Source organism: uncultured Pseudacidovorax sp. (genome assembly GCF_913773995.1).
Taxonomy (GTDB): domain Bacteria; phylum Pseudomonadota; class Gammaproteobacteria; order Burkholderiales; family Burkholderiaceae_C; genus Xenophilus.
Window position 1 is genome coordinate 1 of record NZ_CAJYES010000015.1, and the last position, 20,270, is coordinate 20,270.

Here is a 20,270-nt window from a genome sequence, read left to right on the forward strand (position 1 = left end):
TGACCATCGCCATGGTCGGCAAGTACGTCGACCTGTCCGACAGCTACAAGTCGCTCAACGAAGCGCTTCGCCACGCCGGCATGAAGAACCATGCCCGCGTGAAGATCGAGTACCTCGACTCCGAGACCATCCAGCCCGACAACGTGGCGCGCCTGGACAAGTACGACGCCATCCTCGTGCCCGGCGGCTTCGGCCAGCGCGGCGTGGAAGGCAAGATCTGCGCGGCCCGCTTCGCCCGCGAGAACAAGATTCCCTACCTGGGCATCTGCCTGGGCATGCAGGTGGCCACCATCGAGTACGCGCGCAACGTGGCGGGCCTCAAGGGTGCCAACAGCACGGAGTTCGATCCCAATGCCAGCGTCCCGGTGATCGCGCTGATCACCGAGTGGAAGGACGCCGATGGCACCATCAAGACACGCACCGCCAAGTCCGACCTGGGCGGCACCATGCGCCTGGGCGCACAGAGTTCGGACGTGATGCCAGGCACGCTGGCCCACAGCATCTACGGCGACGTGGTGACCGAGCGGCACCGCCACCGCTATGAGGCCAACGTCAACTACCTGGACCAGCTGCGCCAGGCCGGCCTGGTGATCTCGGCGCTGACGCAGCGCGAGCAGCTGACCGAGATCGTCGAGCTGCCGCAGGACGTGCACCCCTGGTACATGGGCGTGCAGTTCCACCCCGAGTTCAAGTCCACGCCGTGGGACGGCCATCCGCTGTTCAACGCCTTCGTGCGTGCAGCCCTGTCGCACCAGGGCTCGGACAAGAGCGCGCTGAAGGTCGTGGCCTGAACGGCCGGCGCGAGGAGCAAGCATGAAACTCTGTGGCTTTGATGTCGGGCTCCAGCAGCCCTTCTTCCTGATCGCCGGGCCCTGCGTGGTCGAGTCCGAGCAACTGCAGATGGACACGGCCGGCCAGTTGAAGGAAATCACCAGCGCGCTGGGCATTCCCTTCATCTTCAAGAGCAGCTTCGACAAGGCCAATCGCTCGTCGGGCACCAGCTTCCGCGGGCCGGGCCGCGAGAAGGGCCTGGCCATCCTGGCCAAGCTCAAGCAGGAGCTGAGCGTGCCGGTGCTGACCGACGTGCATTCCGAAGAGGACATCGCCGAGGCCGCCCAGGTGGTCGATGTGTTGCAGACGCCCGCCTTCCTGTGCCGCCAGACCGATTTCATCCGCGCCGCCGCCCAGTCGGGCAAGCCGGTGAACATCAAGAAGGGCCAGTTCCTCGCGCCGCACGACATGAAAAACGTGATCGACAAGGCGCGTGCCGCCGCCCGCGAGAAGGGCCTGCCGGAAGACAACTTCCTGGCCTGCGAACGCGGCGCGAGCTTCGGCTACAACAACCTGGTCAGCGACATGCGCAGCCTGGCGATCATGCGCGAGACCGGCGCGCCCGTGGTGTTCGACGCCACGCACTCGGTGCAGTTGCCGGGCGGCCAGGGCACCAGCTCGGGCGGCCAGCGCGAATTCGTGCCGGTACTCTCGCGCGCGGCCGTGGCCGTTGGTGTGGCGGGCCTGTTCATGGAGACGCACCCCGATCCCAAGAATGCGCTGTCCGACGGCCCCAACGCCGTGCCGCTCAAGCACATGAAGGTGCTGTTGGAGACGCTGGTCGAGTTCGACCGCATCACCAAGAAAAACGGCTTTCTGGAAGACCGCTTCAGCGCATGACCCTGCCGCCCAGCCAGGACTGGATCGTCGCCGCGCTGCGCCATGTGCTGCCGCAGGCGCGTGGCGCCTGGCTGTTCGGCAGCGCGGCAGCCGGACGGTTCGGGCCGGACAGTGATCTGGACATCGCCGTTGACCTGCCCGCGCCCTTGTCGCCGACGACGAAGTGGGACGCCGCCGAAGGGCTCGCCGCACAACTCGGCGCGGACGTGGACCTGCTGGATTTCCGACGCGTGTCGACCGTGATGCAGCACCAGGTGCTGGCCACCGGCCGCCTGCTCTTCAGCCTGGACCCGGTCGCGCTGGCCGGCTACTGCGGCTTCGTCCTGACCGAGCATCAGCACATGCAGGCCTGGCGGCAGCCGATGGTGAAGCAGTTAGCAGAGAGGCTCATGCGCGCGGGAGAGGCACGGCAATGACGGCATCGCTGGGCCGCATGGTCGGCTTTCGTAATATCGCGGTCCACGAATACCAGAGCCTGGACGTAGCCATCGTGGCTGCGGTCATCCGGCACGAACTGGACGGGCTGCTGCGCTTTGCCGGCCTGTTGCTCTCGCGCCAGCTTCCCGAATCGAACTGAAGGACACCTGCAACATGCCCAGCGGCTACGTCATCGCCCACGTCGAGGTCACCAATCCGACGCAGTACGAGGAATACAAGAAGTGGTCCTCCGCCGCCATGCAGGCGCACGGCGCCGAGGTCTGCGTGCGCGGCGGGCAGGTCGAGCCGCTGGAAGGCACCTGGCAGCCCACGCGGGTGGTGCTGCTCAAGTTCGCGACTTTCGAGCAGGCCAAGGCCTTCTACAAGACGCCCGAATACAAGAAGGCGCGTGAGGCGCGTGCCGGCGCCGCGATCATGAACATGATCGCCGTCGAAGGCGTCTGAGCCCGCACCCCTGCGCCGAACCGATTACCAAAAACCGGAGAACCCTGAATGAGTGCCATCGTTGACATCGTCGGCCGCGAGATCCTCGACAGCCGCGGCAACCCCACCGTGGAATGCGACGTGCTGCTGGAAAGCGGCACCATGGGCCGTGCGGCCGTGCCCTCGGGCGCCAGCACCGGCAGCCGCGAAGCCATCGAGCTGCGCGACGGCGACAAGGGCCGCTACCTGGGCAAGGGCGTGCTCAAGGCCGTGGAACACGTCAACACCGAGATCAGCGAAGCCGTGCTGGGCCTGGACGCTTCCGAACAGGCCTTTCTGGACAAGACCCTGATCGACCTGGACGGCACCGAGAACAAGAGCCGCCTGGGCGCCAACGCTATGCTGGCCGTGTCGATGGCCGTGGCGCGCGCTGCGGCCGAAGAGTCCGGCCTGCCCCTGTACCGCTACTTCGGCGGCATGGGCGGCATGAGCCTGCCGGTGCCGATGATGAACGTCATCAACGGCGGCGCGCATGCCAACAACAGCCTGGACCTGCAGGAGTTCATGATCATCCCGGTGGGCGCGCCCAGCTTCCGTGAAGCGTTGCGCTACGGTGCCGAGGTGTTCCATGCCCTCAAGAAGATCATCGACAGCCGTGGCATGCCGACGGCCGTGGGCGACGAAGGCGGTTTTGCCCCCAACGTCGAGAACCATGAAGCGGCGATCCAGCTGATCCTGGAAGCCATCGACAAGGCCGGCTACACCGCTGGCGAGCAGATCGCCCTGGGCCTGGACTGCGCCGCCAGCGAGTTCTACAAGGACGGCAAGTACGTGCTCGAAGGCGAAGGCGGCCTGCAGCTGGAGGCCGCGAGCTGGGCCGACATGCTGGCCACCTGGTGCGACAAGTACCCGATCATCTCGATCGAGGACGGCATGCACGAAGGCGACTGGGCCGGCTGGAAGCTGCTGACCGAACGTCTGGGCAAGAAGGTCCAACTGGTGGGCGACGACCTGTTCGTCACCAACACCAAGATCCTGAAGCAGGGCATCGACCAGAGCATCGCCAACTCGATCCTCATCAAGATCAACCAGATCGGCACGCTGACCGAGACCTTCGCCGCCATCGAGATGGCCAAGCGCGCGGGCTACACCGCCGTGATCTCGCACCGCTCGGGCGAGACCGAGGACAGCACCATCGCCGACATCGCCGTCGGCACCAATGCCGGCCAGATCAAGACCGGCTCGCTGTCGCGCTCGGACCGCATGGCCAAGTACAACCAGCTGCTGCGCATCGAGGAAGACCTGGGCGACGTGGCCAGCTACCCCGGTCGCGCGGCCTTTTACAACCTGCGTTGATGCGCCGGTCTTCCAGTTCCGGCGCCTCTGGGCCGACGGTGGCGGCACGGTTCGGCTGAGCGGCGATGCGCGCGCGTCTCATCGTCCCGGCCGTCCTGGTTTGCCTGCTCGGCCTGCTGCAGCTTCAGCTGTGGGCGGGCCGCGGCAGCCTGCCCGACGTGGCCAAGCTGCGCAAGAACCTGGAAGACCAGAAGGCCGCCAACATCCGCGCCCAGCACACCAACGAGCGGCTCGAGTCCGAGGTGAGTGACCTCAAAGAGGGCATCGAGATGGCCGAGGAACGGGCGCGGCAGGAGCTGGGCATGGTCAAGCCCAACGAGATCCTGGTGCAGATCGCGCGCTAGGCACCCGCCCTGCCCGGCCCTCCGCCCGCTGGTTGCTGCATATGACACCGCGACTGGGTCCGGGGCACGTGATCGCCATCTGGGGCGCGTGGGCTGCGGACCGGCGGGCCCTGACGGACGCCCTGGCCCAGCGTTTCCACGAGCGCGGCCTGCTGGCGACGACGCTGCCCAATACGGAGGCTGCGTCCTGCTCCCGATCCGCGTCCGGCCCCGACCCCGACGAAGCGCTCGGCCGCTCCCACGACTGGCGTATGCGGATCGACGAGGCAAGCAGGAGCGCCTTGGTCGTGACAGACCGTAGCCCCGTGGCCCTCCTGGCAGAGGCGGATTTGGAGTTTCAACGCTGGCCCGCCGCACTGATCGCCGCCGAGCAGCGCCACGCGTTCACGCTGCTGTTGCCTCCGCCGGATCCGCCCTCGCCCGAAGCGCAGGCACTCGACAGCCGGCTGCGCGCTGCGTTCGCCGCGGTGGGCCTGCCCTGCGCCATCATCCACGGACGGGAGCCCGAACAGCGCCTTGCACGCGCCTGGGCGGCCCTGCAGTCGGGCCTGGATGGTCGGGATGAGCGACTGCCGCCGGCACAGTCGCAGCCGCGGCTGCGCTCATCGGCATGGAACTGCGAGCGCTGTTCCGACCCTGACTGCGAACACCGCCTCTTCACCGACCTGCTCGCGCGCCGGCAACGGCCCGTGACCGGCTGACACATCCCCCATGCACCTCTGGACCTCCGCCCCCTTCCGCGTCCGACGCAGGCTCGCGACCTTTGCCGCGTCGGCTGCGCTCGCAATGTCGGCCTTGCCCGGCGCCCACGCCGCGTCCGCCACGGCGACGGTCGAGAACCAGACCAAGCCCACACGCTGTGCCGAGGAAGACAACGTCTCGCTCCTTCTGCGCGGCAGCGTGAAACGGTTCGTTGTCGAGGCGCTGCAACCCGCCTACATCGAGCGCATCGCCCAGGACATCACGGCACCGGACTTCTCGGGCTGCAATTTCGATGGCAGCGACCATCCGACCGACCCCAAGCATCGCTTCGAACCGCGCACCGTCACCCTGCACGAGGATGCCGAGTGGCGCATCGTCGGCATGACGCTGCCGGTGTTCTGGCGGCCTCAGCAGGTGCCTGTGGAGGTGGATGGCCATCGCGATCGCGGCTTCCACATGATCCAGATCTTCCGGCGCATCGACGGACAGATGAAGGAAGCGCTGGTGATGTATCCCGCGGACGGCTACTGGCGCATCAAACCGCTGCCGCTGGCGCGCTTCGGCGACGGCGTGTACGGCTCGTCGATGCTTCTGGGCCCGGTGCGCCATGACGGCCGGCCGGTGGTCGACATCCGCGACATCCGAATCCGCACCCAGCCGGACATCCGCTTCGACTTGCGCTTCGACGGCGGCGGCGCGGCCCGCATCCGCCTTGCCGAAGTCAGCCGCGAACGAACGACATTGGATGTGCGCTTCTCCAATCCAGTGCGCGGCCTGCGGCCCTTCTCGGTACTGCGGTCGATGTACGTGGCGGCGGACAACGCCGACATGAGCGAGGTCCGCTGGCACACCGTCGGCGACGCGCCCGAGTCACACGCGAAGCCTCTGCCAGACTTTCAACGTGCGTCGGGCGTAAGCGACATCCGATTCGGCCGGAGCGAGCCTTCACGGCACAACACCAGCGCGCCCGACATCCGCTACAGCGCCTTCGAGCGCTGAGGAGCAGCGGCGGCGCCGTCACAGCACGTCTTCGGGCAGCAGCTTGAGCAGCAGCCAGTCGCGCACGCGGTCGATGAGCATGGCGCCTGGCTCCTCATCGAGCACCGCCCGGCTGCCGTCGGGATGGTGCTCGATCCACTGCACGGCATCGTCTTCCTGGCGCAGGCGCAGCTCATAGGCGCCCAGTTCGCGCACGGGCATCAACGCACCAAATTGCGCCAACAGCGCCGGGCTGTCGATGATGACGCCCACCTCCGTGTTGAGCCGCGCGGAGCGGCCATCCAGATTCATCGAGCCGATGAACACACGCTCGCGGTCCACCAGCATGACCTTGGCGTGCAGACGCGCAGTCGAACTCTTGAACTCGCCGAAACGCCGCTCCTTGGGCACCAGGCGCGATCCCAGCTCAAAGATTTTCACGCCGGCCTTGAGCATGGCCAGCCGATAGCGCGCATAGCCGGAATACACGAGCGTCTCGTCTGTGGCGTCGAGCGAATTGGTGAACACCAGCACCTGCACGCCACGCGCCACCTGCTGCTGCAGCATCGCCAGGCCTGCCTTGCCGGGCACGAAATAGGGCGACACCATCAGCACCTCGTGACGCGCGCCGTAGAGCATGGCGATGGTCCGCTGACTGACGCTGTCAGCAAAGCTGGCCTCCGGGTCGTCGTAGGTGATCTTCTCCGGCACGTCATATACCACGCGACCATCGCCCTCGGTCAATAGCAGTCGCCCGGCCGCCATTTGCTCGCTCACTGGCGGATGCCCGAGCACGTCGGTGGCGGCTTCGGGCAGCAGATCGCGCCGATCCTCGCAGCGCTCGGCCAGCACGCGTCGGGTGGTTTCATTGTCCGGCGGCAGCTCCATCAGGCTGCCGATGGGGCGCACCTGCCGGCTGTTCCAGAAATCGTCGAAGCTCTGCGACAACGCCGGGACCACCGGACCGGCCGCCAACAGATCCATGTCGACGAAGTTGGCCTGGTCGCTGCGCATGAAATATTCGTCAGCGATGTTGCGCCCCCCGGTGACGGCGATGCTGTTGTCGGCCACGAGCAGCTTGTTGTGCATGCGCCGATTGATACGTCGCAATTCGCCAAGCGACAGCGCCACGCGCCAGGCCAATGGGCCGCTGCGTACGGCCAGCGGGTTGAACAGGCGAATTTCGAAATTGGGTTGGGACGCCAGCGCGGCGTAAAGCTGGTCCTTGCCCGGCGTGTACAGGTCGTCGACCAGCAGACGAACACGCACACCGCGACGGGACGCATCGAGCAGCTCGCTCAGGAAGAGCAGCCCGGTCGCGTCATCCTGAAGGATGTAGTACTGGGCATCAAGGGACTTGCGTGCGGCCCGGATGAGTGCAATGCGTGCATTCAGGGCCGTCGGACCTTCCGGCATGAGCAGAAAGCCCGAATGTCCGCGCGCTGCGGCATCCGCCGCAAGGCTGGCTGCGGCGATGCGGGCCAGAGGTGTGGGGCCGACATCCGTCGCCGCGAAGGACGGTGCCGCGGCGACAGAGGGTTCCTGCAGGCTGGCGCAGGCCGTGAGTGCGGCTGCCAGCCCGAGCCCAAGGACCCGGATCAGCCACCGCCACCACAAGCCATGCAGCAGTGCGGCACGGGCGGCCTGCGCCTGCGCCACTCAGTGACCAGCGATCACTTCTTGGGTTCGCCGGCTTCGTTGGGAGCGGGGATCGCGCCAGCCTTGTTGGCGGCGGCCACTTCCTTGCGCTTCTTGGCGCGTTCGGCCTTGCGCGACTCCTTAGTGCCAGTCACCGCATTGGCCTGCTTCTCGGGGGGCGTGGCTTCACCACCGGTGGGGGCCGTGCCGCTCTTCTCGGCAGCAGTCATTTCGGCCTTGCGCTTCTGGCGTGCGGCGGCGCGCTCGGCCTTGGTCGTCTTTTTGGCGGCAGGCGTGGGCGGTTCCTTGGTCGGATCGTCCGCCATGGCAGGGCTGGCAGCCAGAAGCGCCACGGCCAAAGCTGCAGTCGCCGCAAAGAGGTTCTTGGTGTTCATATCGTCCTCGAGATAGTTGAATGAAGCCGACCGTAAACGGCCGACACCCGATCCTGAAACTGGCTTACAAAACCGTCAAGTGTTGTGACATATGGAGTGCACGCCCGCCCCGCAATGCGGCGGGGGCTGTGGCGCCAACGAGACTCCCACCGGTGATCAGGCCACCCAATGGTTCGGATGAACAATTACTGAACGACCGAGCTTCCCGGCGCCTGCGCATCCGGCCCCGCGAAGATCTGGGCTGCGTCGACCGCGTCGAAACGGTACTGCTGACCGCAGAAGTCGCATCCGACCTCGATGCGTCCCTGCTCGGCGAGGATGTCGTCGGCCTCGGCCTGGCCCAGGCTGCGAATCATGTTGGCCACGCGCTCACGGCTGCAGGTGCACGCAAAACGAGGGCCAAGCATGCCGTCACGTGGCGTGAAGCGCAGGAGCCTTTCTTCCCAGAACAGGCGCCGCAGGATCGTTTCGACATCGAGAGACAGCAGTTCGTCGCGCGTGAGGCTGCTGGCCAGCGTCGCAATACGGTTGTAGTCCTCGTTGCGGCCGATCTCGTCCTCGTCGCGCGCGGTGGTACTGCCGGCCAGATTGGCCTCTCCCGCCAGGGGCAGGCGTTGGATCAGCAGGCCAGCGGCCACCTGCTCGTCTGCGGCCAACACCAACGTGGTGTCGAGTTGCTCACTTTGCAGCATGTAATGCTGAAGCACTTCCGAGAGCTTGCCCAGACGTTCGCCGCGATCGCCGAACAGCGGCACCACCCCCTGGTAGGGCTGCTGGCCAGGCAGGCGCTCCTTGGGATCGAGCGTGATGGCGCAGCGGCCCTTATTGCCCACATTCACCAGATCCGCCAGACCGGCGGTGGCCAGCACATCGCCCACCACGCTGGCCGTGGCGCGCAGGCTCAGGTCGGGCTGCGCTTCGGCCACGGCCACCTTGACCGGGCCATCGCCAAAGATCTGGAGGATGAGGGAGCCCTTGAACTTGATGTTGGCCTGCATCAGCGTGGCTGCGGCCGTCATCTCGCCCAGCAGCTCGGCGACGGGCGGCGCATAGGCGCCGGTCTGGGTGTTGGCGGCGCGGCGGGCAAGGATTTCCTGCCAGGCGCCGTCCAGGCGCACGATCATGCCGCGCACCGGCAGGCCGTCGAAGAGGAAGGTGTGTAGTTCGCTCAAGGTTGCTTTCCTCGGCCGACGGGGAGGCGCGCAGCGCCGGGAGTCAGCCGATCTTTTTGAGGCCCTTCGCAAAGCGATGGGCGTTTTCCACATAGTGCTGCGCGCTCTGGCGCAGCTTGGCGGCCGCGGCGTCGTCCAGGGCGCGCACCACCTTGGCCGGCGAGCCGATGATCAGCGAGTTGTCCGGAAACTCCTTGCCTTCGGTCACCACGCTGCCGGCGCCGACGATGGAGTTGCGGCCGATTCGGGCGTTGTTCAAGACCACCGCCTGGATACCGATCAAAGAGCCGTCGCCGATGGTGCAGCCATGCAGCATGACTTGGTGGCCGACCGTGACGTTGTCGCCGATGGTCAGGGGGCAGCCGACGTCCGCATGCAGAACGGAAAGATCCTGCACATTGCTGTTGCGGCCAATGGCGATGTGCTCGGTGTCGCCGCGCACCACCGCGCCGAACCAGACGCTGGCGTTCTCGGCCAGGCTCACATTGCCCATCACCTCGGCGCTGTCGGCCACCCATGCGCCTTCGGCGAGTTGGGGGGCGGTGCCATCGAGTTCGTAGAGGGCCATGCTTGTCGTCTCCTGGTGTCGTGGGTGCGCGTGCGGCCGGGCCGCAGGCGAAAAATAGAATTGTAGGGATGCACCCCCGGCTGCGCGCGCTCCAGGCGCTTGTCCTTACCGATCCCGCCCAGAAGGTGGCGGCTACCCGCGCGCTGGCCGCCGACTGCGCCCGGACGCCGCCCACCGACGCCTGCTGGACAGACACGGTCCGGGTGCCTGCCGACGATGCGGGCGTGCCGGGCCGCCCTGTGCGGCCGGCACGCGTCGGGGCCAAGGACGTGCCCACCCGCTCGCCCTTCACCGAGGAAGGCCGCGCCGCACTGGTGCACGCCATCTGCCATATCGAGTTCAACGCCATCAACCTGGCGCTCGACGCGCTGTGGCGCTTCGAGGGCATGCCGGCCGACTACTACCGCGACTGGCTGCGGGTGGCGGACGAGGAGGCGCTGCACTTCACACTGATCCACGAACACCTCCAGTCCATGGGCTGGCGCTACGGCGACTTTCCCGGCCACGACGGCCTCTGGACGATGTGCGAGAAGACGGCCTACGACGTGGTCGCCCGCATGGCCCTCGTGCCCCGCACGCTGGAAGCCCGGGGGTTGGACGCGACGCCCCTCATCCAGGCCAAGCTGGCGCGTGTGGGCACGCCCGATGCGCACGCCGCCATTGCCATCCTCGACATCATCCTGCGCGACGAGATCGGCCATGTGGCAGTGGGCAACCGCTGGTACCGCTGGTTGTGCGAGCGGAATGGGCTGGAGGCGCTGGCCCACTACCGCCACCTGTACCGCGCGCATCAGGCGCCGCGGCTGAAGCCCCCCTTCAACATGGACGCACGCTCGCGGGCAGGCTTCACCGAAGACGAACTGCAGGGGTTGGCGGCGGACGCGACATAGACGCCAGCGACGCGGGCCAACCGCGGGCAGGCCTCGCCCACCCGCGTAGACACCGCCCCAGGGAGATCAATCGGCCTTGATGCCAGCAGCGCGGATGATCCGGCCGTTGTTCTCGTACTCGGCCGCGATCTCCTTGGCGAAGGCTGCGGGGCTTCCGCCGGTCGGCACGTTGTCGGTGGTGGTCAGGCGCGAACGCATCTGCGGCGATTGCAATGCGGTGTTGATCTCCGCGTTGAAGCGCGCCTGCAAGGGTTGCGGCAGCCCGGTCGGTGCGAACACGCCGAACTGCGAGGACAGATTGGCGTCCTTGAAGCCCAGCTCGGCCAGGGTCGGCACGTTGGGCAGGCTCTCCAGCCGCGCGGGCGCACCGACGGCCAGGGGCCGCAGCTTGCCGGCCTTGACCTGGATGGCCACCGCCGGCCCGGCGTTCGTGGACAGCACTTCGAACTGGCCGGAAAGCGCATCGGTCATCTGCTGGCCGCCACCCTTGTAGGGCACATGGGTGATGTCGACCTTGGCGCCGGCCCGCAGCTGCTCCAGCATCACGTGGCCGAGTGAAGCAGGCCCGGATGTTGCCCAACGCACCGCGCCGGGCTGCGCCTTCGCCTTGGCGAGCACGGCGCGCATGTCGGCACTGCCCTCGGCAGAGGTGGCCAGCAGCACCACCGGCGAGTACATGACGCTGGCCACTGGCAGCAGGTCGCGCAGCGGGTCGTAGGGCAGCTTGCCCAGGTGCGGACTCAGCACGAGCGGGCTGATGGCCGAGAAGCCCAAGGTGGCGCCGTCCGGCGGCGCCTTGGCGATGGCCTCCATGGCGATGGTGCCGCTGGCGCCGGCCTTGTTGTCGACGACGAAGGTGCTGCCGGTCTGCGCAGCCAGCCGTTCGGCCAGGGTGCGCGCCACCACGTCGGCCACGCCGCCGGGCGGATAGGCCACGGTCAGGCGCACGGTCTTGGGCAGATCCTGGGCAAATGCCGGCAAGCCTCCGGCTACGAGGGCCGCGCCACAGGCGACGAGAACAGCGCCGCGGCACAGGCGCCGGCGCAGGAATGAATCGGTCGTAGAGATCATGGCCGGATCATGCCAGCGCCCCCTGTCGTCGGCTGCCGCAGGCGGCCAGCCGCCCGGCCTCAGCCACGCGGGTGGTGCCGCGCATGCAGCTGGCGCAGGCGTTCCCGCGCCACATGGGTGTAGATCGTGGTGGTGGAGATGTCGGCATGCCCGAGCAGCAGTTGCACCGCACGCAGGTCGGCGCCGTGGTTGAGCAGGTGTGTGGCAAAGGCATGGCGCAGCGTGTGCGGCGACAGCGGCACGCGAACGCCGGCGGCCTCGGCGTGCTTCTTGACGATCACCCAAAACATGGCCCGCGTCATGCCGGCGCCGCGAGCGGTGACGAACAGGTCGCCACTCTGCTGGCCGCCCAGGATGGCGGACCGGGATTCGGCCAGATAGCGGCCGATCCAGCGCTCGGCCTCCTGGCCGAAGGGCACCAGGCGCTCCTTGCTGCCCTTGCCCATGACGCGCAGCACGCCTTCCTGCAAGCCGAGGTCCACCAGGCGCAGGCCCACCAGCTCGCTCACTCGCAGCCCGCTGGCGTACATCAACTCCAGCATCGCGCGGTCGCGCAGGCCCAGCGGCGTGGCGATGTCGGGCGCACCCAGCAGCGCCTCCACCTGCGCTTCGCTCAGCGTCTTGGGCACGCGTACGGGCTGGCGCGCAGGCAGCAGGCGCAGAGTCGGATCGGCCACGATGCGGTGCTCGCGCAGCGCCCAGCGGAAGTAGCGCTTGAACACCGTCAGCCGGCGGTTGGCCGAGGTGGCCTTGCCGCGCTGCGCGAGACGCTCGCCCATGTAGGCCTGCAGATCGCTCTCGCGCGCCGCCGGCAGGGCAACGCCGCGGGGCGCAAGCCACTGCGCCAGCAGCGAGAGATCGCGGCGGTAGGCGGCCAGCGTGTTGCGCGACAGGCCCTCCTCCAGCCACAGCGCGTCGATGAAGTCGTCGATGTCGGCAGGCGATGGCGTGGCGGCAATGGAGGCCGGAGGGGTCATGGAGATGCAAAAAAACACGGAGCCGCCCGAGGGCGGCTCCAGAGAACGCCGGGCCCGCAGCGGCGGGCGGGGCAAGAACAGAACGCTCAGTCGAGCTTGAGATTCTGCTTCTTCACCACGTCCTTGTAGATCGCGAACTCGGCCTTGATCTGGGCGGCGAACTGATCGGGCGTGTTGGCCACGATGATCGAGCCGGTGTCTTCGATGCGCTTGCGCACGGCCGGGTCTTCCAGGGCCTTCCGGGTGCCGGCGCTGATCTTGTCGACGACATCCTTCGGCAGGCCCTTGGGGCCGAGGATGCCGTAGTAGGCCATGCGGTTCACCGGCTCCAGGCCCACTTCCTTGAAGGTGGGCACGTTGGGCAGGTCCTTCAGGCGCTGCGGCGCAGCCACCACGATCGGCACCAGCTTGCCCGCCTTGATGAAGGGCAGCGCCGAAGGCAGGTTGTCGAAGATCATGGGCACCTGGCCGCCGACGGTGTCGTTCAGGGCCGGGCCGGCGCCGCGGTACGGGATGTGCGTGACGAAAGTGCCGGTCATGCTCTTGTACAGCTCCATCAGCAGGTGGCCGATGCCGCCGGTGCCGGACGAGCTGTACGAATACTTGCCGGGGTTCTTCTTGAGCTCGGCCACGAAGCTCGCGTAGTCCTTGGCCGGGAAGCTGGGATGCACCGCGATCACATTGGGCGTGGCGGCGATGTTGATGATGGGCGTGAAATCGTTGATCGGGTCGTACGGGGTCTTGGGGTTGATCGCCGGATTGGCGGCCGTGCTGGACACCGTGGCCACGCCCAGCTTGTAGCCATCAGGCGCGGCGCGCGCGGTCTCTGACGCCCCCACCACTCCACCGCCGCCGGCCTTGTTGGTGACCACGACCGGCTGGCCCAGCACCTTGCCCAAGGGGTCGGCGATGACCCGGCCCACGATGTCGGTGGTGCCGCCGGGTGCGAAGGGCACCTGCAGCTCGATCGGCTTGTCGGGGTAGCCCTGCGCCCAGGCGGCAGGGGCGGCCAGCGCACCCAGCAGGGCGGCAGCGGCGATGGCGTTCCAGTGGCGGCGTTGCATCGGTTTGACTCCAGGTTCGTTTCTTGAATGGGCGGATTCGCTTCCCGCGTGCGGCGCATCCTAGCGGCAGCCCTGCGCCGGGCCTTGAGGGATACCTATAAGTGCGCGGTTTATGCTCGGCCGGTGAATTACGCCCAGCTGCTGTTTCCGGACTTCTCCCTCATCGCCTGCGGCTGGCTGCTGTGCCGCTACACCGCCCTGGACCGCCGGGTGTGGGACCAGGTCGAGAGCCTGGTGTATTACTTCCTCTTTCCTGTCCTGCTCTTCCACTCGATCGTGAAGAGCCCCATCGACTTCGGCGCGGCCACGCATCTGCTGGCCGCCGGGCTGGGTGTGGGTCTGGCCGGCATCGTGCTTGCCTATGCCCTGCCGCACCTGCCCTGGCTGGGCCGGCACATCGACCGGCGAGAGCATGCGGCCAGCGCCCAGGTGGCCTTCCGCTTCAACTCCTTCATTTGTCTGGCCGTGGCCGAGCGCTTGGCCGGCGCCGAGGGGCTGCTGGTGATCGCGGTGCTGATCGGCGTGTGCGTGCCGCTGATGAACGTGGCGGCGGTGTGGCCCATGGCGCGGCATGCCAACAGCGGATTCCTGCGCGAGCTCGCGCGCAATCCGCTCATCATCGCGACGGCGAGCGGGTTGGTGATCAACCTGCTGGGCCTGCAGGTTCCCGAATGGATGCAACCGACGCTGGGCCGGCTGGGCGCTGCGTCGCTGGCGCTCGGCCTGCTGGCAGCGGGCGCTGGCATGCAGTTCGGCGTACTCAACCGCGGCAAGGCTCTGGGGATCGCAGTGCTGTCGATCCGGCACCTGGTGCTGCCGCTTGTGGCCTGGGGCCTGTGTCGGCTGCTGGGACTGCACGGGGCCCAGGCGGCGGTGCTGATGGCCTTCTCGGCCGTGCCCACGGCGTCGAGCGCCTATGTGCTGGCGGCGCGCATGGGCTACAACGGCGCGTACGTGGCGGCGCTGGTCACGCTGTCGACGCTGCTGGGCATGGTGAGCCTGCCCTTCGCACTCAGCCTTCCGCGCTGAGCGCCCGCCTCAGGCGGGCGAGGCGATGGACGCCTGCGCCAGCGCCCAGTCGATGTGTTCGCGCAGCAGAGGCGTGGCGGTCTCGCGCCGTGACCGCAGCGCAGCCGCCGCTGTTGCATCCCCATGGCGCAGCGCATTGCCCAGCGCCACGGCGATGTTGCGCAGCCAGCGTTCGTGGCCGATGCGGCGGATGGGGCTGCCTTCGGTGCGGCGCAGGAATTCATCCTCGGTCCAGCCGAAGAGCTGGGCCAGCGAGGCGCCGGTCAGTCCCTCGCGCGGATCGAAGTCAGGCAGCGTGCTGCGCCGGGCGAACTTGTTCCAGGGGCAGGCCAGCTGGCAGTCGTCGCAGCCGTAGATGCGGTTGCCCATGGATGGCCGCAGCGCCTCCGGGATCGACCCCGCATGCTCGATGGTGAGGTAGGAAATGCAGCGCCGGGCGTCCAGCCGATGGGGCCCCAAGATGGCACCGGTCGGGCAGGCGTCGATGCAGGCGGTGCAGCTGCCGCAGTGCGCCGCCACGGGGTCGGTCGGTGGCAGCTCGAGGTCGACGTAGATCTCGCCCAGGAAGAACATGGAACCCGCCTCGCGGCTGAGCACCAGCGTGTGCTTGCCGCGCCAGCCTTGGCCGCTGCGGCTGGCCAGCTCGGCCTCCAGCACGGGCGCGGAATCGGTGAACACGCGGTGGCCGAAGGGCCCGATCTCGGCGGCCAGCCGGTCGGCCAGCTTCTGCAGCCGGGCCCGCAGCACCTTGTGATAGTCCCGTCCTCGTGCGTAGAGCGACACGATGCCCTCGCCGGCCCGATCCAGTCGTGCCCATTCCAAGGCCTGCCAGTCCTCCGGCGTCTCGCGCGGCAGGTAGTCCATGCGGGCGGTGATGACGCTCACCGTGCCCGGCACCAGCTCGGCCGGCCGGGCGCGACGCATGCCGTGCGCCGCCATATACCCCATCTCGCCATGGAAGCCCTGGGCCAGCCATTCCGCCAGGCCGGGCTCTGCGTCGGACAGGTCGATGCCCGCGATGCCGATTTGGGAGAATCCGAGCTCCCCGGCCCACGCACGAATCCGAGCCACGAGTTGAGCATCGACCGCAGTCACCGTCCGATTGTAGAAACCGCCTCCCGCCAGTTGCTGTGGCAGGGCGAGGAGGACACCGCCCGCTTTGCCCGATCGCTGGCGCAGGCCATGCAGGGCCGGCCCGAGCTGTGCCATGCCTTCATCGCGCTGCACGGCGACCTTGGCGCCGGCAAGACCACCTTCGTGCGCCACCTGTTGCGCGCACTCGGCGTGCAGGGCCGCATCAAGAGCCCGACCTATGCCGTGGTGGAGCCGCACACGGCCCAGGACGGCCGGCCGGTCTACCACTTCGACTTCTATCGCTTCAGCGATCCGCGCGAATGGGAAGACGCCGGATTCCGGGACCTTTTTGCCGGCGACGGACTCAAGCTGGCCGAGTGGCCCGGCCAGGCGGCCGGCTACCTGCCCACCGAGGACCTCGCCATCCACATCGAAGCCATGACCCCAGACGCCGACGACGTGCGCCGCGTGCAGTTGCGCGCCTTCACCCCAATAGGCCAGGCACTGCTGGCAGCGGTTGCGCCATGAGCAGTCGCCGCCCGCCATCGCATCCTTCCGCCCGAACCGACGATGCCGCCGAGGCAGCACCCGTGACCCACGCCCTGCTCCCCGTACAGCCCGAGCGCCGACGCTGGCTGCAGCAGGCCGGCAGCCTGGTGCTGCTGATGGGCGCGGCCGAGATCGCACATGGCGCCTCCATCGTGGCCGTGCGCGTGTGGCCGGCCTCGGACTACACGCGAATCACCATCGAGTCCGATGCACGGCTGCAGTCCCAGCAGCTCGTGGTGGGCGACCCGCCGCGCCTGGCGGTGGACATCGAGGGCATCGCCCTCAACCCTGCCCTGCGCGACCTGGTGGGCAAGGTCAAGGCGGACGATCCGTACATCGCCGGTCTGCGGGTGGGCCAGAACACGCCCACGATGGTGCGCATCGTGTTCGACCTCAAGCAGACGGTGCGGCCGCAAGTCTTCTCGCTGGCGCCCGTGGCGGCCTACAGGCACCGGCTGGTGCTGGACCTGTACCCGCAGGAGGCACTCGATCCGCTCGAATCGCTGATCGCCGAGCGCCTGCGCGACACCCGCAGCGGCGCATCGCCGGCCGCCCCGCTGCCGCCTGCGCCCCCTGCCGTGGCGGTGGCTCCGCCAGTGGTCCAGGCCCCGCCCCCAGTGCCGGCAAGGCCCGTCCCGGCCACCGATCCGTTGGGGGACCTGATCGCACAGAAGGCCGTCCGTCCGCCGCCGCACGCGGCACCCTCGCCGGTTGCGCCGGTGCCGCCGCCGGTCCTGGCAGAGGCGCCACGCCCGGCGCCTGCGCGACCGCAGCGGCCGGAACCCAACGTGGCCACTTCCACCCGCACCGACCGCATCATCATCGTGGCGCTCGACCCGGGCCACGGCGGTGAAGACCCGGGCGCCATCGGGCCCAACGGCACGCGCGAAAAGGACATCGTGCTGCAGGTGGCCCGGCGCCTGCGCGACCGCATCAACGGCAGCACCCTGGGCGGCAACCCGATGCGTGCCTTCATGACACGCGACGACGACTTCTTCGTGCCGCTGAACGTGCGCGTACAGAAGGCCCGGCGGGTGCAGGCTGACCTGTTCATCAGCATCCATGCGGACGCCTTCACCACGCCGGCCGCGCGCGGCGCCAGCGTGTTCGCGCTGAGCCAGAACGGCGCTTCGAGCAGTGCCGCCCGCTGGATGGCCAACAAGGAAAACCAGTCCGACCAGGTCGGCGGCATCAGCATCGGCGAGCACGAGATGCAGGTTCAGCGCGCGCTGTTCGACATGAGCACCACGGCGCAGATCAAGGACAGCCTGAAGCTCGGCGGCGCCATGATCGGCGAGTTCCGCCGGATCGGGGCGCGCCTGCACAAGGGCGACGTCGAGCAGGCCGGCTTTGCAGTGCTCAAAGCGCCCGACATTCCCAGCGTGCTGGTCGAGACGGCCTTCATCAGCAACCCCGAGGAAGAGGCCAAGCTGCGCAACGTGGCCTACCAGGAGGATCTGGCTGACGCGCTGATGAAGGGCATCCACCGCTATTTCGGCCAGAACCCGCCGCTGGCGCGTAGCCGGGCGCTGTAATACCGCGGCCGTCGCCTCACGCGCGCGGCGTCTCGCAGGGCTGGACCGCGTCGACGCACAGCGCCCCGCGGACCACTCCTACAGTCAGCAAACGCTGTTGGCAAGCAACATCCGTCCATCACATTCCAGAAAGGTGGACACCATGTTGAAGACTCGCACTTGGATTTCGGCCGCCGCAATCGGCGCAGCCGCTCTCATGGCCGGCTGTGCAGCGGGCCCCAATCAGCAACTGGGCGCCGGCGTCGGCGCGCTGGGCGGCGCGGTGGTTGGCAACGCCATCGGTGGAAACACCGCGGCAACCGTGGGCGGCGCCGCCATCGGCGGCTTGGTCGGCAACGAGATCGGGCGTCAGCGCGACCAGCAGAACTACAACAACCAGTACTACTACCCTGACGGTCGCCGCCGCTACTGAGCGTCTGCACCTTCTATAGAAGCACAAGGGCCGCAAATGCGGCCCTTCTCGTTCCTGCGCTTTCAGCCTCTAACGGGCCGCAGCCGCCTCTGCGCCTGACGCGCGAGAGCCGCGCCAAGCGCCGAAGATGGCAATGAGCCCCGGCACCAGGATCAGCGCCCAGATGATCTTGTCGAGATGTTCCCGCACGAAGGCCAGGTTGCCGAAGAAATAACCGGCTGCGCAGATGCCCACCACCCAAAGAACGGCCCCACCGACGTTGAAAGCCGTGAACTTCGACCGGCTCATGGCGGCCACGCCCGCCACAAAGGGGGCGAAGGTGCGAATGAAGGGCATGAAGCGCGCCAGCACGATGGTGACGCCGCCGTAGCGCTCGTAGAACGAATGGGCCTGGTCGAAGGCGCGGCGGTTGAAGAAGCGCGAGTTTTCCCACTGGAACACGCGCGGCCCGACATGCCGGCCGATCGCGAAATTGCACTGGTCGCCGAGAACGGCCGCTGCCAGCAGGACCGGCACGGCAATGCCCAGATTCATCAAGCCCGCGCCGCACAGGGCACCGACGATGAACAAGAGCGAATCGCCTGGCAAGAATGGCATGACGACTACGCCCGTCTCCACGAAAACGATGAGGAAAAGCAGCGCATAGACCCAGGCGCCATAGGCGGCGACGAAGGACTCCAGGTGCTTGTCCACATGGAGGATGAAGTCAATCAGGAAGGCGACGATGTCCATGGCGCGGCATTATCCGGGCCGCCCGTTGACGGATTCTTAAAATCCCCCGCGTGAGCGCCCTCCTTTCTCCCTCTTCCGCCGGCCGCCGGCCCATCCGGGACCTGCCGGACGAACTGATCAGCCAGATCGCGGCCGGCGAAGTGGTGGAGCGGCCCGCCTCCGTCGTCCGGGAACTGGTCGACAACGCCCTGGACGCCGGCGCCCGGCAGATCACTGTGCGCCTTGCGGCCGGCGGCGTCAGACTGATCGCGGTGGAGGACGACGGCGGCGGCATTCCACGCGATGAACTCCCCCTGGCCCTGCGCCGCCATGCCACCAGCAAGATCGCCAGCCTGGCCGAACTCGAGTCGGTCGGCACGATGGGATTCCGGGGAGAGGCGCTGGCCTCGATCGCCTCCATTGCCGAGCTGAGCCTGCTGTCACGCCACACCGAGGCCGACACCGCTTGGCAGTTGGATGCCCGCACGGGCGAGCTCCGGCCCGCGGCGCGCAGTCAGGGCACCACGGTGGAAGTGCGTGAACTGTTCTTTGCGACTCCCGCACGTCGCAAGTTCCTGAAGACCGACGCGACCGAGTTGGCCCACTGCATCGAAGCCGTGCGCCGCCATGCACTTGCACGACCGGACGTGGGCTTCGCGATCTGGCACGAAGGCCGGCTGGTCGAGCAATGGCGGATTGCCGACACACCGGCGCAGCGGCTGTCGGACGTGTTCGGCGACGACTTCATCGGCCAGAGCGTGGAGGTCGACCATGGCGAGGGCGCCCTGCGCGTGCATGGCCATGCGGGCGTGCCGGATGCCGCCCGCAGTCGTGGCGATCAGCAGTTCTTCTATGTGAACGGCCGCTTCGTGCGCGACAAGGTGCTCCTGCATGCGGCACGTGCCGCGTACGAGGACGTCCTGCATGGCCAGCGCCAGCCCGTCTTCGTGCTTCACCTGCAGATCGATCCCGCCCGGGTGGACGTGAACGTGCACCCGACAAAGATCGAGGTGCGCTTTCGCGATGGCCGCGAAGTGCACAGCGCCGTGCGCCATGCCATCGAGAACGCCCTGGCCGCGCCCCGCGCCGCTGGCGCGGCGAGCCTGGACGAGGGCGGAACCGCCCGTCCCGCGCCGCTGTTGCGTGGCTATGACGCGGCGCCGGCAACGCCGGCGTGGCGGCAGGCCGGCATTCCGTTTGCGGCAGAGCGCGGCGCGGGTGACTGGGCCGCCATGTGGCCCACGACGCAGGCGGCGCCGCCCGCCGCTGCCGC

24 protein-coding genes are annotated in these 20,270 nt (G+C 68.0%); 15 read left to right on the forward strand and 9 right to left on the reverse strand.

The window, feature by feature from the left end; genetic code table 11:
• The 9 genes from QZ772_RS01300 to QZ772_RS01340 all read left to right on the forward strand — a co-directional run.
• A partial coding sequence (locus QZ772_RS01300; protein ID WP_295522277.1) for a CTP synthase occupies window positions 1-791 on the forward strand: 791 nt, incomplete at its 5' end.
• Between the two features lie 22 nt (window positions 792-813).
• Window positions 814-1,671, forward strand: a complete 858-nt coding sequence (gene kdsA, locus QZ772_RS01305; RefSeq protein ID WP_295522279.1) for a 3-deoxy-8-phosphooctulonate synthase — start codon at window positions 814-816, stop codon at window positions 1,669-1,671.
• Window positions 1,668-2,087: a nucleotidyltransferase family protein gene (locus QZ772_RS01310; RefSeq protein ID WP_295522281.1), complete on the forward strand. Its 420-nt coding sequence runs from the start codon at window positions 1,668-1,670 to the stop codon at window positions 2,085-2,087. Before kdsA ends, QZ772_RS01310 begins: the two co-directional genes overlap by 4 nt.
• Window positions 2,084-2,248, forward strand: coding sequence for a HepT-like ribonuclease domain-containing protein (locus tag QZ772_RS01315; protein WP_295522283.1), 165 nt, complete (start codon window positions 2,084-2,086; stop codon window positions 2,246-2,248). The genes QZ772_RS01310 and QZ772_RS01315 overlap by 4 nt, the downstream gene beginning before the upstream one ends.
• Window positions 2,249-2,262: 14 nt before the next feature.
• A complete protein-coding gene (locus tag QZ772_RS01320; protein WP_295522285.1) occupies window positions 2,263-2,553 on the forward strand; it encodes a DUF1330 domain-containing protein in 291 nt (96 codons plus the stop codon).
• Between the two features lie 48 nt (window positions 2,554-2,601).
• A complete protein-coding gene (eno, locus tag QZ772_RS01325; protein WP_295522287.1) occupies window positions 2,602-3,888 on the forward strand; it encodes a phosphopyruvate hydratase in 1,287 nt (428 codons plus the stop codon).
• 65 nt (window positions 3,889-3,953) lie between these two features.
• Window positions 3,954-4,232: a septum formation initiator family protein gene (locus tag QZ772_RS01330; protein ID WP_295522289.1), complete on the forward strand. Its 279-nt coding sequence runs from the start codon at window positions 3,954-3,956 to the stop codon at window positions 4,230-4,232.
• A gap of 68 nt (window positions 4,233-4,300) precedes the next feature.
• Window positions 4,301-4,933: a hypothetical protein gene (locus QZ772_RS01335; protein ID WP_295522291.1), complete on the forward strand. Its 633-nt coding sequence runs from the start codon at window positions 4,301-4,303 to the stop codon at window positions 4,931-4,933.
• An 85-nt stretch (window positions 4,934-5,018) separates the two neighbouring features.
• Complete coding sequence (locus QZ772_RS01340) at window positions 5,019-5,933, forward strand: hypothetical protein (RefSeq protein ID WP_295522293.1); 915 nt, start codon at window positions 5,019-5,021, stop codon at window positions 5,931-5,933.
• 18 nt (window positions 5,934-5,951) lie between these two features.
• Here QZ772_RS01340 and QZ772_RS01345 read toward each other — a convergent pair whose 3' ends face one another.
• The 4 genes from QZ772_RS01345 to QZ772_RS01360 form a co-directional block, all read right to left on the reverse strand.
• On the reverse strand, window positions 5,952-7,571 hold the full coding sequence (locus QZ772_RS01345) for a phospholipase D family protein (RefSeq protein WP_295522294.1): 1,620 nt from the start codon (window positions 7,569-7,571) through the stop codon (window positions 5,952-5,954).
• Window positions 7,572-7,585: 14 nt separating this feature from the next.
• Window positions 7,586-7,945: a hypothetical protein gene (locus tag QZ772_RS01350; protein ID WP_295522296.1), complete on the reverse strand. Its 360-nt coding sequence runs from the start codon at window positions 7,943-7,945 to the stop codon at window positions 7,586-7,588.
• 185 nt (window positions 7,946-8,130) lie between these two features.
• Window positions 8,131-9,117 (reverse strand): Hsp33 family molecular chaperone HslO, encoded by a 987-nt coding sequence (locus QZ772_RS01355; RefSeq protein WP_295522298.1) that lies wholly within the window; start codon window positions 9,115-9,117, stop codon window positions 8,131-8,133.
• Between the two features lie 43 nt (window positions 9,118-9,160).
• Window positions 9,161-9,685: a gamma carbonic anhydrase family protein gene (locus tag QZ772_RS01360; protein WP_295522300.1), complete on the reverse strand. Its 525-nt coding sequence runs from the start codon at window positions 9,683-9,685 to the stop codon at window positions 9,161-9,163.
• Between the two features lie 68 nt (window positions 9,686-9,753).
• On the opposite strand from QZ772_RS01360, the gene QZ772_RS01365 reads away from it, so the two are divergent.
• On the forward strand, window positions 9,754-10,575 hold the full coding sequence (locus QZ772_RS01365) for a ferritin-like domain-containing protein (RefSeq protein WP_295522302.1): 822 nt from the start codon (window positions 9,754-9,756) through the stop codon (window positions 10,573-10,575).
• A 66-nt stretch (window positions 10,576-10,641) separates the two neighbouring features.
• On the opposite strand, the gene QZ772_RS01370 is transcribed toward QZ772_RS01365, so the two are convergent.
• The 3 genes from QZ772_RS01370 to QZ772_RS01380 form a co-directional block, all read right to left on the reverse strand.
• Complete coding sequence (locus QZ772_RS01370; RefSeq protein WP_366510515.1) at window positions 10,642-11,556, reverse strand: tripartite tricarboxylate transporter substrate binding protein; 915 nt, start codon at window positions 11,554-11,556, stop codon at window positions 10,642-10,644.
• A 149-nt stretch (window positions 11,557-11,705) separates the two neighbouring features.
• Window positions 11,706-12,623 carry a site-specific tyrosine recombinase XerD gene (gene xerD, locus QZ772_RS01375; RefSeq protein ID WP_295522306.1) on the reverse strand — a complete coding sequence of 306 codons (918 nt, stop codon included), beginning with the start codon at window positions 12,621-12,623 and terminating at the stop codon, window positions 11,706-11,708.
• Window positions 12,624-12,709: 86 nt separating this feature from the next.
• Window positions 12,710-13,687 (reverse strand): tripartite tricarboxylate transporter substrate binding protein BugE, encoded by a 978-nt coding sequence (locus QZ772_RS01380; RefSeq protein ID WP_295522308.1) that lies wholly within the window; start codon window positions 13,685-13,687, stop codon window positions 12,710-12,712.
• A 123-nt stretch (window positions 13,688-13,810) separates the two neighbouring features.
• Here QZ772_RS01380 and QZ772_RS01385 point away from each other — a divergent pair, with 123 nt between their 5' ends.
• Window positions 13,811-14,716 (forward strand): AEC family transporter, encoded by a 906-nt coding sequence (locus tag QZ772_RS01385; RefSeq protein WP_295522310.1) that lies wholly within the window; start codon window positions 13,811-13,813, stop codon window positions 14,714-14,716.
• 9 nt (window positions 14,717-14,725) lie between these two features.
• Here the strand turns inward: QZ772_RS01385 and queG are convergent, their stop codons facing one another.
• The gene (gene queG, locus QZ772_RS01390) at window positions 14,726-15,778 is read right to left on the reverse strand and encodes a tRNA epoxyqueuosine(34) reductase QueG (RefSeq protein WP_295522318.1); all 1,053 of its coding nucleotides are present in this window, start codon (window positions 15,776-15,778) and stop codon (window positions 14,726-14,728) included.
• Between the two features lie 18 nt (window positions 15,779-15,796).
• Between queG and tsaE the strand changes: the two genes are divergently transcribed.
• From tsaE to QZ772_RS01405, 3 genes are all read left to right on the forward strand, one after another.
• Window positions 15,797-16,318 (forward strand): tRNA (adenosine(37)-N6)-threonylcarbamoyltransferase complex ATPase subunit type 1 TsaE, encoded by a 522-nt coding sequence (tsaE, locus tag QZ772_RS01395; protein WP_295522320.1) that lies wholly within the window; start codon window positions 15,797-15,799, stop codon window positions 16,316-16,318.
• Between the two features lie 137 nt (window positions 16,319-16,455).
• Entirely contained in the window at window positions 16,456-17,874 is a 1,419-nt protein-coding gene (locus QZ772_RS01400) for an N-acetylmuramoyl-L-alanine amidase (protein WP_295522322.1), read from the forward strand.
• Between the two features lie 196 nt (window positions 17,875-18,070).
• Complete coding sequence (locus QZ772_RS01405) at window positions 18,071-18,286, forward strand: glycine zipper domain-containing protein (RefSeq protein ID WP_295522312.1); 216 nt, start codon at window positions 18,071-18,073, stop codon at window positions 18,284-18,286.
• A gap of 69 nt (window positions 18,287-18,355) precedes the next feature.
• Here the strand turns inward: QZ772_RS01405 and QZ772_RS01410 are convergent, their stop codons facing one another.
• Window positions 18,356-19,018 (reverse strand): DedA family protein, encoded by a 663-nt coding sequence (locus QZ772_RS01410; protein ID WP_295522314.1) that lies wholly within the window; start codon window positions 19,016-19,018, stop codon window positions 18,356-18,358.
• Window positions 19,019-19,068: 50 nt separating this feature from the next.
• Between QZ772_RS01410 and mutL the strand changes: the two genes are divergently transcribed.
• On the forward strand, window positions 19,069-20,270 hold a 1,202-nt coding region (gene mutL, locus QZ772_RS01415), incomplete at its 3' end, for a DNA mismatch repair endonuclease MutL (protein ID WP_295522316.1).

Coding starts and splice junctions, on each gene's coding strand:
- kdsA (WP_295522279.1), top strand. CDS start 814: ATGAAACTCTGTGGCTTTGATGTCGGGCTCCAGCAGCCCTTCTTCCTG.
- QZ772_RS01310 (WP_295522281.1), top strand. CDS start 1,668: ATGACCCTGCCGCCCAGCCAGGACTGGATCGTCGCCGCGCTGCGCCAT.
- QZ772_RS01315 (WP_295522283.1), top strand. CDS start 2,084: ATGACGGCATCGCTGGGCCGCATGGTCGGCTTTCGTAATATCGCGGTC.
- QZ772_RS01320 (WP_295522285.1), top strand. CDS start 2,263: ATGCCCAGCGGCTACGTCATCGCCCACGTCGAGGTCACCAATCCGACG.
- eno (WP_295522287.1), top strand. CDS start 2,602: ATGAGTGCCATCGTTGACATCGTCGGCCGCGAGATCCTCGACAGCCGC.
- QZ772_RS01330 (WP_295522289.1), top strand. CDS start 3,954: ATGCGCGCGCGTCTCATCGTCCCGGCCGTCCTGGTTTGCCTGCTCGGC.
- QZ772_RS01340 (WP_295522293.1), top strand. CDS start 5,019: ATGTCGGCCTTGCCCGGCGCCCACGCCGCGTCCGCCACGGCGACGGTC.
- QZ772_RS01350 (WP_295522296.1), bottom strand. CDS start 7,945: ATGAACACCAAGAACCTCTTTGCGGCGACTGCAGCTTTGGCCGTGGCG.
- QZ772_RS01360 (WP_295522300.1), bottom strand. CDS start 9,685: ATGGCCCTCTACGAACTCGATGGCACCGCCCCCCAACTCGCCGAAGGC.
- QZ772_RS01365 (WP_295522302.1), top strand. CDS start 9,754: ATGCACCCCCGGCTGCGCGCGCTCCAGGCGCTTGTCCTTACCGATCCC.
- xerD (WP_295522306.1), bottom strand. CDS start 12,623: ATGACCCCTCCGGCCTCCATTGCCGCCACGCCATCGCCTGCCGACATC.
- QZ772_RS01380 (WP_295522308.1), bottom strand. CDS start 13,687: ATGCAACGCCGCCACTGGAACGCCATCGCCGCTGCCGCCCTGCTGGGT.
- QZ772_RS01400 (WP_295522322.1), top strand. CDS start 16,456: ATGGGCGCGGCCGAGATCGCACATGGCGCCTCCATCGTGGCCGTGCGC.
- QZ772_RS01405 (WP_295522312.1), top strand. CDS start 18,071: ATGGCCGGCTGTGCAGCGGGCCCCAATCAGCAACTGGGCGCCGGCGTC.
- QZ772_RS01410 (WP_295522314.1), bottom strand. CDS start 19,018: ATGGACATCGTCGCCTTCCTGATTGACTTCATCCTCCATGTGGACAAG.